The sequence below is a fragment of the Pseudarthrobacter sp. MDT3-1 genome (genome assembly GCF_054510755.1).
The window spans coordinates 138,619-154,543 of the sequence record NZ_JBTNDX010000004.1 but is presented as its reverse complement, the minus strand read 5'-3'; the positions used below and the strand labels follow the sequence as shown (position 1 = coordinate 154,543).

Genomic DNA, 15,925 nt, shown 5'->3' with positions numbered 1-15,925 from the left:
TGGAATGGAACTCCTGATAGGGCAGATGTTCGCCGGACTCAGCCTCGGCTCCGTGCTGCTCCTGGCGGCACTGGGACTGTCGTTGACCTTCGGCCAGATGGGGGTCATCAACATGGCCCACGGCGAGTTCATGATGGCCGGGGCCTACACGGCCTTTGTGGTCCAGCAGGCCATCTCCGACGCCGGCGTATCGCTGCTGGTGTCCATTCCCGCAGGCTTCCTGGTGGGAGGTGTCCTGGGGCTGGTGCTCGAAGCGGTGCTGTTGCGCCGCATGTACCACCGGCCCCTGGACACCCTTCTGGTCACTTTCGGGGTGGCCCTGATCCTGCAGCAGGCCGCACGTGACATCTTCGGGGCACCCAGCGTCGATGTCCGCGCACCGGGATGGCTGCAGGGGAACATCGAGTTGCTGGGCGCTCCCATCCCGCTGACCCGGCTCTTTATCCTGGGGCTCTCGCTGCTGTGCCTCGCCGGCCTGGTCCTCCTCCTGAAGGCCACGCCGCTCGGGCGCCGTATCCGGGCCGTTGTGCTGAACCGGGACCTCGCGGAAACGAGTGGGGTGTCAACCCGGCGCAGCGACCAACTGACGTTCTTCATCGGTTCGGGCCTGGCCGGCATCGCCGGCGTCGCGGTCACACTCATAGGTTCAACAAGCCCGTACCTCGGCACCAACTACATAGTGGATGCCTTCCTGGTGGTGGTGGCCGGAGGTATCGGCCAGATCAAGGGGGCCGTCATCGCTGCCTTTGCCCTGGGAGTGCTGCAGTCCGTCTTCGAGTACTCGACGACGGCCAGCATCGGCAAGGTCCTGATCCTGATCGTGATTGTGGTGTTCCTCCAGCTTCGGCCGCAGGGCATCTTCAGCCTCAAAACAAGGAGCCTGGCATGAAAAGCCTGTTGCGCGGGCGGTTGGGAACCGTGGCCGGATTCACCCTTGGTGCGGTCCTGCTCCTGGGCGTTGCACCCGCGCTGCTTCCGGCGTTCAACCTCGGCCTGCTAGGGAAGTTCCTCTGCTTTGCCATCGTGGCAGTCGGTATCGGCCTGGCGTGGGGACGCGGCGGCATGCTGACCCTGGGCCAGGGGGTGTTCTTCGGACTCGGGGCCTACATCATGGCCATGCACATGAAGCTGGCCGACGCATCGCTCTTCGGCGGCTCCGGGGTGCCGGACTTTATGTCCCTCTACGGCAGCGGCGAGGTTCCAGGCTGGTGGGAACCGTTCCGGAGCCCCGCAGTGACGCTCCTCGCCGTGGTCCTGGTTCCGGGGCTGGTGGCACTCGTCCTGGGCTTCGCGATCTTCAAGCGCCGCGTCAAAGGTGCCTATTTCGCGATTCTCAGCCAAGCGCTGGCGGCGGCCTCCGCAGTGTTCCTGATTGGCCAGCAGGCTACAACCGGAGGGTCCAACGGACTGAACGGATTCCGGTCATTCTTCGGTTTTGACCTGAAGGACCCGAACAACAAGCTCATGCTGTACATGATCGCGGCGGTGGTCCTGCTGCTGTCGGTCGCCATTGCCCGGCAGCTGATGCACAGCCGTTTCGGCGAGCTGCTGGTGGCGGTCCGGGACCAGGAGGAGCGCGTCCGTTTCCTGGGCTACGATCCGGCGACCGTCAAAACCGTCATCTACGTGGCTGCCGCCGTCCTGGCAGGCGTCGCGGGGGCGTTGTTCGTCCCGATCGTCGGGATCATCTCGCCTGCGGACGTGGGCGTGATCCCGTCCATCGCATTCCTTATCGGCGTCGCAATCGGCGGCCGCGGCACCCTTCTGGGGCCGGTCCTCGGCGCCGTCTGCGTCGCCGCGGCCCAGTCCAGCCTGTCATCCACTTTCCCGTCCTTCTGGGTGTACTTCCAGGGCCTGCTGTTTGTCCTGGTCATCGGGTTTATGCCGGGCGGGCTTGCCTCATTGCCGGCCCTGCTGGGCAGGCGGCGCAGAACGCCGCCCGAAGCGTCAGATCCCGTAGCGCCGCCCGACGCGCCAGATCCCGACGTTGAAGAGCGAGCCACCAAGCCTGAGGAGGTCAGCAGATGACGACGCCCACGCTGCTCCCTGACGGGGAGCCCCAGGCCGGGGGTTGGCGCCGCGGCCGGCCAAAATACCTCGAAGTCCGTAACCTCTCGGTTTCCTTTGACGGATTCCTCGCCGTGGACAACGTCAACCTTGATGTGATCCAGGGCGACCTGCGGTTCTTGATCGGACCCAATGGTGCCGGGAAAACGACGGTAATTGATGCCATCACCGGGCTGGTGCCGGCTACGGGATCGGTGAACCACACCGGCACAGAGATCCTCGGCCGCAAAGTGCACAAGATCGCCCGGCTGGGTGTGGGGCGCACGTTCCAGACCGCAAGCGTGTTTGAGAACCTCTCCGTACTCCAGAACCTCGACATCGCTGCCGGCTCCAGCCGCAGCCCGCTGCAGATGCTCCGCCGCCGGAAGTCCGTGGAACCAGCCGTGGAAGAGGCCCTGGAAATCATCGGCCTGGCAGGCGCGGCGGACAAGAAGGCAGGCATCCTCGCCCACGGACAGAAGCAGTGGCTGGAAATCGGCATGCTCCTGGTGCAGAACTCGGACGTGCTCCTCCTGGACGAGCCAATCGCGGGGATGAGCCAGGACGAGCGCGGGGAAACCGGCGAGCTGCTGCGCCGCATCGCAGCCAGCCGGATCACCCTCGTAATTGAGCACGATATGGACTTCGTCCGGGAGTTCGCGACATCGGTCTCTGTCCTTGCCGCGGGCAAGGTCCTCAGTGAGGGAAGCGTAGCGCAGGTGCAGGCCGACAAGAAGGTGCAGGACGTGTACCTGGGGACCGCGGCAACGGAAGGCCAATGATGCTCGAAATCGAAAATCTGCAGACCGGTTACGGCCGTACTCAGGTGATCTCCGGGGTGAGCGTGACCGTCCGGGAGGGAGCCGTCGTCTCGGTTCTGGGGCACAACGGCGCCGGCAAAACGACGCTGCTGCGCGCCGTCGTCGGGCTCCTCAAACCCATGGCCGGACGCATCACCCTGGACGGGGAGGACATCTCGGCCCTCCGCCCACACCAGCGGATGGCGCGGGGCATGGCCTATGTACCACAGGGCCAGCAGTCATTCGGGCAGCTGTCCGTTATGGAGAATCTGCAGCTCATCGCGGACGGGCGCAGGGACGGCAATGAACGCGTGGCAGAGGCCCTCGATATGTTTCCCGCGCTCCGTCCGCTGCTGGCACGGCGGGCCGGGCTGTTGTCGGGCGGCCAGCGGCAGCAGCTTGCCATTGCCCGGGCGTTGATCACCGAGCCGCGCCTTCTGATCCTGGACGAACCAACCGAAGGCATCCAGCCCAACGTTGTGGCGGAGATCGAAGCGACCATCCTCAAGCTGTCCCAGCGCAACGGCATGAGCATCCTCCTGGTGGAGCAGCACATCGGTTTTGCCCTCCATGCCGCGGACAGCTACTACGTCCTTTCGGCCGGAAGGGTTTCCTCCTCGGGAGCCGGCGGCGCTGGATCAGCGGGCAATGTGCGGCAGGCGATGCTCATCTGAGGCGAGAACAATGCTTGTCTGATGCCGAAAAGCGAGTACTCACTACTCGTGACCGGACCACCCCCCACTGGCTTGAATGGAACTTCAGCTAGGTCTAACAGTGCAGGTTCGAGCCTTTGGGGGTTTTCGCGTGTTTGGTTCTTCAGTCGTTATGTTCGCAGGGTCCAGTGCCGGGCTGATCCTGCTTGCCATCGGTCAGACCGTCGTTGTGGTTTGCATGTGCTTTGACATGGTGCGGGCGCTGTCCGTGCCGAGGTCGCACCGGCGCTATGTGGCCAGCACGGTCTTCCGGACGCTGGCCGTTCCGTCCATCATCGCCGCCGGCATGAGCGTGCTGATCGACGCGCTGGCCTGGTCCTGGATGGACGTTGGCATGTCGATGTTCGTGATGGTGGCCATCATCTTCCGTCTGCACCACGACAAGGACGAGGACAACTGGTGGAAGGGCAAGGGCAAAAAACTCGCCCGCTGGGCCCGCAGCCAGTTCAGCTCCGGAACGTCGGTAGCGCCGGCGATGGGGTAGGACTCCGGCGACCCGGGCACACGGTCGCCGGTGCCGGTTGTGGCCTGCATCACTGCCGCGTAGACTTCCACTTCAGGGCAGGATTCATATATGGAACATTGAGTTCTATTATCGAACTCGATGCCTGCCAGCCGCACAACGAAGTGAGGAAAGCCCGTGCAGTTCCACCACCACGGTTACGTATCCGGTGACCCGCGGGTCCAGCCAGCATCCGGCGTCGGTCTGGACCGGCCTGCCGAGCTTCCCGACGAAGTGGACGTGCTCATCGTGGGCACCGGTCCTGCGGGCATGCTCACCGCGGCCCAGCTCTCCCGGTTCCCTGGCGTCACCACGCGCATCGTGGAGCGCCGCCCCGGGCGGCTCGTCATCGGCCAGGCGGATGGTATCCAGGCCCGCAGCGTCGAAACCTTCCAGGCGTTCGGGTTCGCGGAGCGCATCATCGCCGAGGCTTACCGCATCACCGAAATGGCGTTCTGGAAACCGGACCCCGCCGACCACTCCCGGATCGCCCGCGCCGCCCGCACGACGGACGACCCCACGGGCATCAGCGAGTTCCCGCACCTGATCGTCAACCAGGCCCGCGTGCTGGACTACTTCGCCGAGTACATGGCCAACGCGCCAGCGCGGATGTCGCCCGACTTCGGCTATGAGTTCCGCAGCCTCGAAATCGGCGACGGCGACTACCCAGTCGCCGTGAGGCTCGTCCACACTTCAGGACCTGACGAGGGCAAGACGCGTGTTGTCCGAGCCAGGTACGTCGTCGGCGCGGACGGCGCACGCAGCAAGGTGCGCGACTCGATCGGCTGCACCATGGCCGGTGACCAGGCCCATCACGCGTGGGGAGTCATGGACGTTCTCGCCGTCACCGACTTCCCCGACATCCGCACAAAATGCGCCATCCAGTCCGGTGCGGGCGGCAGCATCCTGCTGATCCCGCGCGAAGGCGGGCACCTCTTCCGCATGTACGTTGACCTCGGCGACGTCGCGCCGGAGGACCACGGGGCCGTGCGCAGCACCACCATCGAGCAAATCATCGACCACGCGAACACCATCCTGCACCCCTACACCTTGGACGTCCGCAATGTCGCCTGGCACAGCGTGTATGAGGTCGCCCACCGCCTCACGGACAGGTTCGACGACGTCCTTCCGGACCAGCGCGGGACGCGCACACCCCGCGTGTTCATCACCGGCGATGCCTGCCACACGCACAGCGCCAAGGCCGGCCAGGGCATGAACGTCTCGCTGCAGGACGGCTTCAACCTCGGCTGGAAGCTCGGGCATGTGCTCGAGGGCCGCAGCCCCGCCAGCCTGCTGGCCACGTACTCGGCCGAGCGGCAGGTGGTGGCGAAGAACCTGATCGACTTCGACAAAGAGTGGTCCACCATGATGGCGAAGAAGCCGGAGGAGTTTGCGAACCCCTCCGAGCTTGAGGACTTCTACGTCAGCACCGCCGAGTTCCCCGCGGGCTTCATGACCCAGTACACGCCGTCCATGATTACCGCAGAACCGGTGCACCAGCACCTTGCCGCCGGCTTCCCCATCGGCAAGCGGTTCAAGTCCGCGCCCGTGGTGCGGGTGTGCGACGGCAACCCGATGCATCTCGGCCACCACGCCACAGCGGACGGCCGGTGGCGCATCTACGTCTTCGCCGACGCGGCAGCATCCGATGCGGCGACGTCGTCCGCAGAACAGCCGACGGCGGGACAACAGGATGCCGGACAGCCGACGGCGGGACAGCACGCGCCGCCGTCGTCCGTCTCCGGCTTCGCCGAGTGGATCGCGAACTCGCCGGAATCACCGCTGGCCGCTACGCCGTCGGGCGCTGACCGGGACGCGTGGTTCGATGTGAAGGTCATCTACCAGCAGGACCACACAAACGTTGATATCGGTGCGGTTCCGGCGGCGTTCAAGCCGTCAGTGGGGCCGTTCCAGTTGACGGACTACGAAAAGGTCTACGCCACCGATCCCGCCGCTGACATCTTCGAGCTCCGGGGCCTGGACCGCGGCGGCGTGGTGGTGGTGGTGCGGCCGGACCAGTACGTGGCCAACGTCCTGCCCCTGGACGCGACGGCCGAACTCGCCGCGTTTTTCGCTCCGCTCCAGCGGCCAGCGATCAGACAGTGACTGTCTGCGCGGTCCGGAAACCGGCGGCGGGATAGACGCCCAGGATGCGGACTTCGGTGGTGAAGAAATCCAGTTCCTCAAGGGCCAGGCGCAACGGCAGGTCCTCGGGGTGGCCTTCGACGTCCACCATGAACATTGTGGCGGCGAATTCGTCCCCCACCATGTAGCTCTCCAGCCGGGTCATGTTCACGCCGTTCGTGGCGAACCCGCCCAGCGCCTTGAACAGCGCCGACGGGACGTTCCTGACGCGGAACACAAAGCTGGCCACCGCCGGTCCGGGCAGCTCTTCCCGGGTGGGCAGTTCCTTTTCCCGCGCCAGGACCACAAAACGGGTGGTGTTGGACGGGTCGTCCTCGACCCGCGACGCCAGCACGTCAAGGCCGTAGATCTCGGCCGCGAGCGGGGGAGCGAGGGACAGCTTGGTGGGGTCGTTCCACTCGCGGACCTCCCGGGCGGATCCGGCGGTGTCCCCGGCAATGACAGGACGCAGCCCGGCCTCCCGGATCAGGCGGCGGCACTGGCCCAGGGCGTGGATGTGGCTGTGGACCTCCGTGGCCGCCTCGATAGTGCTGCCCGGAATGCCCAGCAGGTCAAAGTGGATGGGCAGGAAGAACTCGCCCACGATCTGCAGGTGCGACTGGGGGAGGAGGATATGGATGTCTGCCACCCTGCCGGCGATCGAGTTCTCAATCGGAATCATCGCCAGCTCCGCCTCGCCGCTGGAGACCAGCTCGAAGGCGTCCTCGAAGCTGGCGCAGGGAACGCTTTCCAGCTGGGGGAACATCTGCATGCACGCGATATTGGAGTTGGCGCCGGGCTCACCCTGGTACGCAATCTTCTGGGCCATGGTCCGTATGGTTTCACGTCAGGTGCCTGCCCACCCAACTGAGTAGCGTCAAGTGCCGTTTTGAGGGTCCAGAACGGCAGATAGCGCTACTCAGTTGGGGCATCAGAGGTGGGTGACGCGGAGCCAGACGTATTGGTGCGGCGTAAGCATGGCTTAGCCCGCGCCCAGCCGCATGGACACCTGGTACCGGTCCGAGCGGTACGTTGAGACGGCGTATTCGATGGGTGTGCCGGGGTCCTCCTGGCCGGTGAACGAACGGCGCCGGAAGAGCAGGACCGGTGACCCGGGTTCGATGTCCAGCAGCGCGGCGGTCTCGTCAGGGGCGGCGGCGGCCTCGACGGTCTGTTCGGCGTGCTGCACCGGGTGCCCCGCGGCGCCGAGGGCCCGGTAAAGGGACCCCGTCAGGTCTTCCGAGAGCAGCCCGGGGACCAGCGCGGGCGGCAGCCACGATTCGTCCACACTGACGGGAGCGCCGTTCGCGAGCCGCAGCCTGCGGACGCGAAAGGCAGTTTCCCCGGGCGCCAGCCCGAGGTGATCGGCGGCCGCCGCCGGCGGCAATGCCGTGGAGGCGTTGATGACCCGTGTGCTGGGTTCGAATCCGGCGGCCCGCATGTCCTCGTTGAACGAGGCCAGGTGCAGGGTGGAACGCACCAGCCCGTGGGAGACGAACGTGCCCTTCCCCTTGATCCGCACCAATGCGCCGTCCTGGACCAGGTCCGAAATGGCACGGCGCACCGTGATGCGGGAGACGCCGAACTGCTCCTCCAGTTGCCGCTCACCCAGCAGGGCGTCGCCGGGCCGCAGCGTGCTGGACACCAGGTCCTGGAGTTGCCTGCGGACCCAGACGTGTTTTAGTTCCCCTGCCGTATCCATGTCTCCTATTTTCCGGGAATTTTGAACAGGTGGCCGCCTGCTTCCACGCGGCCACCGGAGGCCGGAGGTTCGATGGCGTCCGCCGCGCTGTCCAGGATCACCACGGGACTGCACATGCTCAGGTCCTTTGAGCGGACCAATGTGACGTCCACGGTGATCATGGGGTCGCCGGCGCGGACCTGGTCCCCCTTTTGCGCGAGCACGGCGAAGCCCTCGCCCTTCAGCCCGACGGTGTCGATGCCGACGTGGACCAGCACTGCGGGCCCAGACGCGTGCTGGACGATGTAGGCGTGCGGCATGACCTTGATGACCCGGCCGTCCAGCGGTGCGACGGCGGTGAGGACGCCGGCGTCGTCGTCGGGAATTACGGCGGCGCCGCCGCCTACAAGCCCCTTGGCGAACACGGGGTCCGGCACCTCGTCCAGGGGAATGAGCCGGCCCGGCAGCGGGGCGACAACGCTGATGACCTGGGCAGGTGCTTCCGTGCTCACGTCCGGCGTGCTCACCTCAGGACTGCTCACATCAGGTCCTGGATGTCTTCGGCGAGGCTTTCGGCTTCCGGGCCCACAACCACCTGGACCACCGTGCCGGACATCATGACGCCGTGGGCACCCGCGGCCTTGAGGGCGGCCTCGTCAACCCGGGAGGAGTCCACCACCTCGGTGCGAAGGCGGGTGATGCACCCTTCGATTTCTTCGACGTTCTCGGCGCCGCCAAGGGCGGCGAGGATGATTTCTGCTTTGGACATGTCCACTCCTGAGTTCGTTTCGCGGTGAATGACGCCGGGTCCGGAAGCTTTTTTACGGCTTGAGGTTGACAACTGAGGTCGGCGCCCTTCACAGTGATGGTTGTCACTGGTTATAACCAGTTAGCTAGACTCTACTGAATCAAGCATCCCCGCACAAGCACCACCCTCTTCGAGACGAGGAACATTATGACGACTGAAAACCCATCAGCTTCCGCCGAGGCCGGCCCACTGGCCGCCCCGGCACCAGGCAAGGGCAAGGGCAGCGGAAAAGCGCTGCAGAACATGCAGCGCTTCGGCCGCAGCCTTATGCTCCCCATCGCCGCCCTCCCCGCGGCGGCGCTGCTTTTGCGCCTGGGCCAAGACGACCTGCTGGGCAGGTTCGAATCCCTGACCACCGTCGCCCAGGTCATCGGCGCCGCCGGCGGCGCCCTGTTCGAGAACCTGCCGCTGCTCTTCGCCGTCGGCATCTCCTTCGGTTTCGCCAAAAAGGGTGACGGTTCCACGGCCCTTGCCGCCGTCGTCGGATACCTGGTCCTCACCAACGTCTTCAAGGTCATGGCCCCGCTGGTGCTGGGAGCCGCCCCCGAGGGCGGCAAGGATCCCGTCATCAATTACGGCGTGCTGGCAGGCATTGTGATGGGCCTGACGACGGCGTTGCTGTGGCAGCGTTTCCACCGCACCACCCTGCCGGACTGGCTGGGCTTCTTCGCGGGCCGCCGCCTGGTGCCCATCCTGACATCCTTCGCCGCCATCGTGATCGGCGTTGCCATGGCGCTGCTGTATCCGCTGTTCAACAACGGGCTGACTGCCGTGGGCAACACGGTGGCGGACAACACCGTGGTGGGCAGCGGGGTCTATGGCGTCCTCAACCGGCTGCTCATTCCGCTGGGCCTGCACCACATCCTGAACTCCATCGTCTGGTTCATCATCGGCGACTACGACGGCGCCCACGGCGACCTGAACCGGTTCTTCGCCGGGGACCCCACCGCCGGCGTCTTTATGACCGGCTTCTTCCCCATCATGATGTTCGCCCTGCCCGCAGCCGCCCTCGCCATCTGGCAGGAAGCCAAGCCGTCGCAGAAGAAGATCGTGGGCGGCATCATGCTCTCCACCGGCCTCACGGCCTTCCTCACCGGGATCACCGAACCGCTGGAGTTCTCGTTTATGTTCGTGGCCTGGCCGCTGTACGTCGTCCATGCCTTCCTGACCGGGACGTCCATGATGCTGGTCAACTTCCTCGGCATCCATCACGGGTTCGGATTCTCAGCAGGAGCGATCGACTACGTCCTGAACTTCGGCATCGCACAGAATCCGCTGTGGCTGATCCCCATCGGGCTGGGCTACGCCGCCGTGTACTACGTGGTGTTCCGCTTTGTGATCCGTCGCTGGAACCTGCGCACCATGGGCCGCGAAGATGAAAACGACGAGAACGGCTCAATGGCCAAAGCCGATGCCAGCTGAGCCTTCGTCGGCCCGGGGCAGCGGGGCCGGCGACGGGGTGGGGCTGCGGGGCCGCCTCGTCACCGGACTCCCCGGTGCTGCGGTGATCGACGACGGCACCGTGGTGATGGCCGGAGGGAACATCGTGTGGTGCGGCCCGACGTCGGACCTGCCGGTAGGTTTCGACGCCGATCTCCGGCAAGTGCCGCTCATCCTGCCCGGACTCGTGGACGTCCACTGCCACGGTGCCGTGGGGCACACTTTCTCCGCGGATGCGGACGGCGCGCGCCTGGCTGCCGGCCACCATGCAGCGCAGGGCACGACGTCGGTACTCGCCTCGCTGGTCTCGGCGCCGTCGCAGGTACTGCTGGAACAGATCGAGGTGCTGCGGGACCTGGTGCAGGACGGCACCCTGGCCGGCCTGCACCTGGAAGGGCCGTTCATCACCACAAGCATGTGCGGGGCCCAGGACCCGGCAGCCATCATCGACGGCGACCCGGCGCTCCTGCAGCAATGGCTTGAGGCGGGACGAGGGACCGTGCGGTCACTGACTCTTGCCCCCGAAACCCCGCACTTTGCCGAGCTCGTGCAGCTCTGCCGGGAACACGGCGTCGTGCCTTCCCTTGGCCATACCGCCGCCACGGCTTCCCGCACCCGGGAAGCCCTGGGCGGCGTAGACGGTGGGGTTGGCGGCCTGTGGTCGGCCACGCACCTGTTCAACCGGATGCCCCCGCTGGGCCACCGCACGCCCGGGCCCATTGCGGTCCTGTTGCAGGCGGCCGAACAGTCACCCGGGCAGGTGGTGCTGGAACTGATTGCCGACGGCGTGCACCTGGACCCGGAGATCGTCCGCATGGTCTTCGGGCTGGTGGGACCCCGCTCCATTGCGCTCATTACGGATGCGATGGCGGCGGCGGGCATGTCCGACGGCCATTACACTCTCGGCAGCCTGGACGTGCTGGTCCAGGACCGCGTGGCGCGCCTGGCCGGAACCGCCGACGCCGGTCCCGCCGCCGCTCCCGACGCCGGTCCCGGGGCGATCGCCGGCGCGACGAGCCACCTGCTGGAGAACGTCCGCCGCTGCGTTGAGTGGGGCGTTCCCCTGGCCGATGCCGTCGTCGCGGCATCCTCCACTCCGGCGCGGCTGATGGGCCTGGATCGGCCTAACCCCAACCGGGTGGGAGCCATTGCCGCGGGTTGCCGGGCGGACGTGCTGGTGACCACCGAAGAACTTGAACTCGTGCAGGCATACCGCGCCGGCACACCACAAACGCAGGAAAGGAATGACCGTGCAGATAGTTCTGTGTGAGTCCGCCGATCACGTAGGAGCCCGGGCGGCGGACATCATTGAAGCCCGGGTCCGGCAGGGACCGGCCGTGCTGGGGCTGGCGACCGGCGGCTCCCCGCGATCCACGTACCAGGAGCTCATCCGGCGGCACCGCGAGGAGCAGCTCAGCTTCGGCAAGGTCGCCGGCTTCACGCTGGACGAATACGCGGGTTTGCCGCCGGAGCACGGGCAGTCGTACTACTCCACCATCCGGCGGGAGTTCGTCGACCATGTGGACCTGCCCCTGGAACGGCTCTTTACCCCGCAGGGGGACGCGCCGGACCTGGTGGCCGAGGCTGACCGTTATGACGCAGCCATCGCCGCCGGCGGGGGTGTGGACATCCAGATCCTGGGCATCGGCGCCAACGGCCACATAGGCTTCAACGAGCCGACGTCGTCACTGGCTTCCCGCACGAGGGTGAAGACCCTCGCCGGGGCCACGCGGGCTGACAACGCGCGGTTCTTTTCCGACGGCGATGTTCCGCGGCTGTGCCTGACGCAGGGCCTCGGGACCATCAGCGAAGCCAAACTGGCAGTGCTGGTGGCGATGGGGGAGAACAAGGCCGCCGCTGTGCAGGCCATGGTGGAAGGTCCGGTCAGTGCCCACTGCCCCGCGTCGGTGCTCCAGCTGCACCGCCGGGCAGTTGTCATCCTGGACCCGGGAGCCGCTTCCCAGCTAAGCCTGCTGGATTACTACCGGGAAGCCCAGGACTTCAACGACAGGCTGGGCCAAACGCCCACGAGGCCCTGGCTCCGGCAGCCGGTCAGCCGTTGAAGAAGGTGACATTCGTCGCATTGGATTCCGCCAAATGAAATTTTGCTACCACTGCATGGAATAACTGTTGAACTAGAGGAGGCGGCGTGGACGCTCGGCTTGAGGCCATCCGGAATACGGTACTGGCGCGGCACCCAGGTGAAGCTGAATTCCACCAGGCAGTGACCGAGGTCTTTGAGAGCCTTGGTCCCGTCCACGACCGGCACCCCGAGCTGCTCGAAGCCGCCATCCTGGAGCGGCTCTGCGAGCCCGAACGCCAGATCATCTTCCGCGTCCCGTGGACCGACGATTCCGGCCGCGTGCAGATCAACCGTGGCTTCCCGAATCCGGCGTCCTCACCGGGAAAGGCATGTCCTGGGGCGGCTCCCTGGTGCGGCCGGAAGCCACCGGCTTTGGCACCGTCATCTTCACCCAGGAGATGCTGAAAACCCGGGGGTCCTTCTTCGACGGGCAGCGCGTGGTGGTGTCGGGTTCCGGCAACGTGGCCATCAACGCCATTGCCAAGGCGCAGACGCTCGGTGCCAGCGTGGTGGCCTTCTCCGACTCCTCCGGCTACATCGTGGATGAGGCGGGAATCGACGTCGCGCTCCTCCGCGAGGTCAAGGAAGTTGAACGCGGACGCCTCAAGGATTATGCAGTGCGCCGCCCCGGCGTTTCCTATGTGGAAGCCGGATCGGTGTGGGATGTCGACGCAACGGTGGCGCTGCCCTGCGCCACGCAGAACGAGCTCGACGGCGATGCTGCCGCGCGGTTGGTCCGCAACGGCCTGGTCGCGATCGGCGAAGGCGCCAACATGCCCTCCACCCGTGACGCTGTCTCGGTGTTCCAGGATGCCGGTGTGCTGTTCGGGCCGGGCAAGGCCGCGAACGCAGGCGGCGTGGCGACGTCGGCGCTTGAGATGCAGCAGAACGCCAGCCGCGATTCCTGGTCCTTCGAGCACACAGAACAGCGGCTCACCGAGATCATGGTGGGCATCCACCACCGCTGCGCTTCAACCGCGGACGAGTACGGCGACCCCGGCAACTACGTGCTGGGCGCCAACATCGGCGGCTTCGTCAAGGTGGCTGATTCCATGCTCGCGCAGGGGCTTATCTAGCGCACACTCACACTGACGCTCATATCGGCCACCGACACAAGCTAAGGGTCGGTGGCCGCTTGCGTTGTTCCAGCATCCGGGCACGGAGTCTATTTACATGCTTGCCGGAAAGATGGTTTACGGACACGGCGCCTACGAATACACCATGGAATCGAGCGACTCACTCCTGCTTGACGGCGAGGGCCCCATGGGCGGCTGGAGCTGCTCGACTTGCCCATCAGGTTCATGGCCGTCTCCGCCAAGTAGCACTGCGCGGGAAAACCGGCGGCTGCGATCCCGGAATTCCCTGAATCCAAAGTTCGTTTGAGTGACCTGTGAAACTCGCGTGCCCGTGAGTGAAACGTTGATTTAACCAGCCAGAAACCCATCGCGGAACTGCAGCCATACAGTCGGAACCAGACGGCAATAGCTGCCCTCCGACGAACGTGGTACTTACTCCGCGTCCCACCTCCGGAGCGGCTCTGACGGGCAATTTCCGTTCTCTCTTCGCATCACGAAAGGGGTTTCCCATGGATTCGGGAAATGTCGCTTGGATTCTGGCCAGCTCAGCGCTGGTCTGTATGATGATCCCTGCCCTGGCCCTGTTTTACGGGGGCATGGTGGGGTCTCGTCGTATTCTCAACATGATGATGATGTGCTTTGGCGGCGCGAGCCTAGTGGCAGTACTCTGGGCGCTCTTCGGTTATTCCATGGCCTTCGGAAACTCCGTGGGCGGCCTCGGACTCATCGGGGACATCACGGAATTCCCGGGCATGGGACAGTTGCTCGCCGCAGACGAGGCAGCCTCCATTCCGGTGGTCCTGTTCGCCGCCTTCCAACTGTTCTTCGCATGTGTCACTACGGCCCTGGTTGCGGGAGCGGCAGCCGGACGTATGAAGTTCGGCGCCTGGATGCTGTTTGCCGGAATCTGGGCAACCATCGTCTACTTCCCCATCGCACACTGGGTGTTCGCTTTCTCCTCTGCTGACGGCAGCGTCATGGGCGGCTGGATCGCGAGCGGCATCAAGGCAATCGACTTCGCCGGTGGAACCGCCGTGCACATGAACGCCGGCGCAGCGGCGCTTGCACTGGCACTCGTGCTCGGCAAGAGCTCCGGCTGGCCCAAGATGGAGCACACCAAGCCGCACAGCCGGCCGCTTGTGCTCGTAGGAGCGGGACTGCTCTGGGTGGGCTGGTTCGGCTTCAACGCAGGCTCCGCACTCTCGGCCGGGCAGTCCGCCTCCATCGTATTCCTGAACACCGCGGTGGCAGCGTCGGCCGGCCTCCTCGCTTGGGCACTGGTTGAGCGCCTCCGCCACGGCGCAGCCACCAGCATGGGAGCGGCATCCGGCCTGATCTCGGCCCTGGTTGCCATTACGCCTGCTTGCGGCGCGGTCAGCCCGGTGGGTGCACTGGCCATCGGCGCCATCGCCGGTGCCGTCTGCTCCCTCGCCATCGAACTGAAGTTCCGCCTGGGCTACGACGATTCGCTCGACGTCGTGGGCGTTCACCTCGTGGGCGGCATCATCGGCACCCTGTTGATCGGCCTGTTTGCCACCGACGCTGCTCCGAACGCCGTCAACGGCCTGTTCTATGGCGGCGGCGTTGAATTGCTGGGTGTCCAGGCGCTGGCCACAGTCACGGTCCTGGCGTACTCGTTCGGCATCACGTGGATCCTGGCCAAGATCCTCGACCGCGTTGTCGGCCTGCGGATCAAGCCTGAAGACGAAATGCGCGGTATCGACATCGCCGCGCACTCGGAACTTGCTTACCTCACTGATGAAGACCCGGTGGAGCTGGGTTCGCCGCAGCGGGCCTGATAACCAGTGGGACCTGAACTCAAATAGATATGCCCGGGCGGCGCCCATTGGCGCCGCCCGGCGCGAGCCCGGCTAAGGGCCGAACATCGGACCGGTGCCAGCAGCCGCTGGCTTATAGTTCCGCAGTTCGGCCTTTTGTCGTGCCGTCAGGCGTCAATACATACCAGGTCGCCGTTGTGAACTTCCAGGACGGCCGCCCGGACGTGGCTGAGGTGGGTCTTCGGGTCTGCTGCCATGGCGTCAATATCCTCGCCGTTCCAGTGCGGATGGGTGAAGTAAATGATCAGGGCTCGTTCCTTGCCGTCCGCCGCTGCGTCCAGCGGCACCACGTCCGCGTGCCGTCCCGCGACCGGACCGCCGTCGGCCGTTTCAGGAGCGGTCAGGATGAGGCCGTCAAGGTACTCCTGTCGGGTCCAGCCACCAGAGGCATCCTCGGACCGGTAGATCGCCTGCCCGCGCCACTCGTCCACGATAATCCAGAACTGCCCGCCGAGCTTGAAGACTTTGGGTCCTTCGTGCGGGCGCCCCGGAATCGCCAGTCCTTCAAGAACCCACGACGTCGGATCGGCAGGCGTGCTGGTTACCGCACTATACGTGTTGGATCCGCGGGCCTCGTCCTTGTACCAGAGACGGTGCCGGCCATCACCGCAGGGGGCCACTGCCGCGTCGATGACCCGCGGAGACTTCAGGTCGATGGAACCGAGGAACTCCCACGTGACCAGGTCCGGGCTGGTCAATTGGACGATCGAGGCGTTGCCGGTCCGGTCAGTCCGCACTCCGCCGAGGACTGTAAGGTACATGATCCATTGATCGCCGATTCGGACGACGTCGGGCGCCCAGAGTGTGGCGGGCC

The 15,925-nt window shown here is 65.6% G+C and carries 15 protein-coding genes and 1 pseudogene; 11 read left to right on the top strand and 5 right to left on the bottom strand.

The features are described from left to right. Nucleotides 1-4 precede the first annotated feature (4 nt). The 6 genes from urtB (at nt 5) to ACX80X_RS04640 (ending at nt 6,167) form a co-directional block, all read left to right on the top strand. Nucleotides 5-889 (top strand): urea ABC transporter permease subunit UrtB, encoded by an 885-nt coding sequence (gene urtB, locus ACX80X_RS04665; protein WP_056341284.1) that lies wholly within the window; start codon nt 5-7, stop codon nt 887-889. After that, a complete protein-coding gene (urtC, locus tag ACX80X_RS04660; RefSeq protein WP_252599111.1) occupies nt 886-2,028 on the top strand; it encodes an urea ABC transporter permease subunit UrtC in 1,143 nt (380 codons plus the stop codon). The genes urtB and urtC overlap by 4 nt, the downstream gene beginning before the upstream one ends. After that, nucleotides 2,025-2,828, top strand: coding sequence for an urea ABC transporter ATP-binding protein UrtD (gene urtD / locus ACX80X_RS04655; protein WP_252599110.1), 804 nt, complete (start codon nt 2,025-2,027; stop codon nt 2,826-2,828). The genes urtC and urtD overlap by 4 nt, the downstream gene beginning before the upstream one ends. Next, a complete protein-coding gene (gene urtE / locus ACX80X_RS04650; protein WP_252599108.1) occupies nt 2,825-3,520 on the top strand; it encodes an urea ABC transporter ATP-binding subunit UrtE in 696 nt (231 codons plus the stop codon). The genes urtD and urtE overlap by 4 nt, the downstream gene beginning before the upstream one ends. 151 nt (nt 3,521-3,671) lie before the next feature. Then, complete coding sequence (locus ACX80X_RS04645) at nt 3,672-4,043, top strand: hypothetical protein (protein ID WP_252599215.1); 372 nt, start codon at nt 3,672-3,674, stop codon at nt 4,041-4,043. Nucleotides 4,044-4,199: 156 nt separating this feature from the next. After that, nucleotides 4,200-6,167, top strand: a complete 1,968-nt coding sequence (locus ACX80X_RS04640; protein WP_459311366.1) for an FAD-binding monooxygenase — start codon at nt 4,200-4,202, stop codon at nt 6,165-6,167. On the opposite strand, the gene ACX80X_RS04635 is transcribed toward ACX80X_RS04640, so the two are convergent. The 4 genes from ACX80X_RS04635 to ACX80X_RS04620 all read right to left on the bottom strand — a co-directional run bounded on the left by ACX80X_RS04635 (nt 6,157) and on the right by ACX80X_RS04620 (nt 8,635). After that, entirely contained in the window at nt 6,157-7,014 is an 858-nt protein-coding gene (locus tag ACX80X_RS04635) for a prephenate dehydratase (RefSeq protein WP_252599105.1), read from the bottom strand. The two genes, ACX80X_RS04640 and ACX80X_RS04635, sit on opposite strands and share 11 nt — an antisense overlap. Before the next feature lie 153 nt (nt 7,015-7,167). Next, complete coding sequence (locus ACX80X_RS04630) at nt 7,168-7,887, bottom strand: GntR family transcriptional regulator (protein WP_252599103.1); 720 nt, start codon at nt 7,885-7,887, stop codon at nt 7,168-7,170. Nucleotides 7,888-7,892: 5 nt separating this feature from the next. Beyond that, entirely contained in the window at nt 7,893-8,408 is a 516-nt protein-coding gene (locus ACX80X_RS04625; RefSeq protein ID WP_252614265.1) for a PTS sugar transporter subunit IIA, read from the bottom strand. After that, a complete protein-coding gene (locus ACX80X_RS04620) occupies nt 8,405-8,635 on the bottom strand; it encodes a glucose PTS transporter subunit EIIB (protein WP_056341275.1) in 231 nt (76 codons plus the stop codon). Before ACX80X_RS04620 ends, ACX80X_RS04625 begins: the two co-directional genes overlap by 4 nt. Nucleotides 8,636-8,821: 186 nt before the next feature. On the opposite strand from ACX80X_RS04620, the gene ACX80X_RS04615 reads away from it, so the two are divergent. The 5 genes and pseudogenes from ACX80X_RS04615 (at nt 8,822) to ACX80X_RS04595 (ending at nt 15,072) form a co-directional block, all read left to right on the top strand. Then, nucleotides 8,822-10,096 carry a PTS transporter subunit EIIC gene (locus tag ACX80X_RS04615; RefSeq protein WP_252599100.1) on the top strand — a complete coding sequence of 425 codons (1,275 nt, stop codon included), beginning with the start codon at nt 8,822-8,824 and terminating at the stop codon, nt 10,094-10,096. Then, nucleotides 10,086-11,384: an N-acetylglucosamine-6-phosphate deacetylase gene (locus tag ACX80X_RS04610; protein WP_459311363.1), complete on the top strand. Its 1,299-nt coding sequence runs from the start codon at nt 10,086-10,088 to the stop codon at nt 11,382-11,384. Before ACX80X_RS04615 ends, ACX80X_RS04610 begins: the two co-directional genes overlap by 11 nt. Beyond that, entirely contained in the window at nt 11,365-12,177 is an 813-nt protein-coding gene (gene nagB, locus ACX80X_RS04605) for a glucosamine-6-phosphate deaminase (RefSeq protein ID WP_252608118.1), read from the top strand. Before ACX80X_RS04610 ends, nagB begins: the two co-directional genes overlap by 20 nt. A gap of 86 nt (nt 12,178-12,263) precedes the next feature. Further along, nucleotides 12,264-13,273 (top strand): annotated as a pseudogene (locus tag ACX80X_RS04600) (dehydrogenase family protein). Between the two features lie 509 nt (nt 13,274-13,782). After that, nucleotides 13,783-15,072, top strand: coding sequence for an ammonium transporter (locus ACX80X_RS04595; RefSeq protein ID WP_459311361.1), 1,290 nt, complete (start codon nt 13,783-13,785; stop codon nt 15,070-15,072). A gap of 146 nt (nt 15,073-15,218) precedes the next feature. Here the strand turns inward: ACX80X_RS04595 and ACX80X_RS04590 are convergent, their stop codons facing one another. Further along, nucleotides 15,219-15,872: a glycoside hydrolase family protein gene (locus tag ACX80X_RS04590; protein ID WP_252599095.1), complete on the bottom strand. Its 654-nt coding sequence runs from the start codon at nt 15,870-15,872 to the stop codon at nt 15,219-15,221. Nucleotides 15,873-15,925: the final 53 nt, after the last annotated feature.

Coding starts and splice junctions, on each gene's coding strand:
- urtB (WP_056341284.1), top strand. CDS start 5: ATGGAACTCCTGATAGGGCAGATGTTCGCCGGACTCAGCCTCGGCTCC.
- urtC (WP_252599111.1), top strand. CDS start 886: ATGAAAAGCCTGTTGCGCGGGCGGTTGGGAACCGTGGCCGGATTCACC.
- urtD (WP_252599110.1), top strand. CDS start 2,025: ATGACGACGCCCACGCTGCTCCCTGACGGGGAGCCCCAGGCCGGGGGT.
- urtE (WP_252599108.1), top strand. CDS start 2,825: ATGATGCTCGAAATCGAAAATCTGCAGACCGGTTACGGCCGTACTCAG.
- ACX80X_RS04645 (WP_252599215.1), top strand. CDS start 3,672: ATGTTCGCAGGGTCCAGTGCCGGGCTGATCCTGCTTGCCATCGGTCAG.
- ACX80X_RS04635 (WP_252599105.1), bottom strand. CDS start 7,014: ATGGCCCAGAAGATTGCGTACCAGGGTGAGCCCGGCGCCAACTCCAAT.
- ACX80X_RS04630 (WP_252599103.1), bottom strand. CDS start 7,887: ATGGATACGGCAGGGGAACTAAAACACGTCTGGGTCCGCAGGCAACTC.
- ACX80X_RS04620 (WP_056341275.1), bottom strand. CDS start 8,635: ATGTCCAAAGCAGAAATCATCCTCGCCGCCCTTGGCGGCGCCGAGAAC.
- ACX80X_RS04615 (WP_252599100.1), top strand. CDS start 8,822: ATGACGACTGAAAACCCATCAGCTTCCGCCGAGGCCGGCCCACTGGCC.
- ACX80X_RS04610 (WP_459311363.1), top strand. CDS start 10,086: ATGCCAGCTGAGCCTTCGTCGGCCCGGGGCAGCGGGGCCGGCGACGGG.
- ACX80X_RS04595 (WP_459311361.1), top strand. CDS start 13,783: ATGGATTCGGGAAATGTCGCTTGGATTCTGGCCAGCTCAGCGCTGGTC.
- ACX80X_RS04590 (WP_252599095.1), bottom strand. CDS start 15,872: ATGTACCTTACAGTCCTCGGCGGAGTGCGGACTGACCGGACCGGCAAC.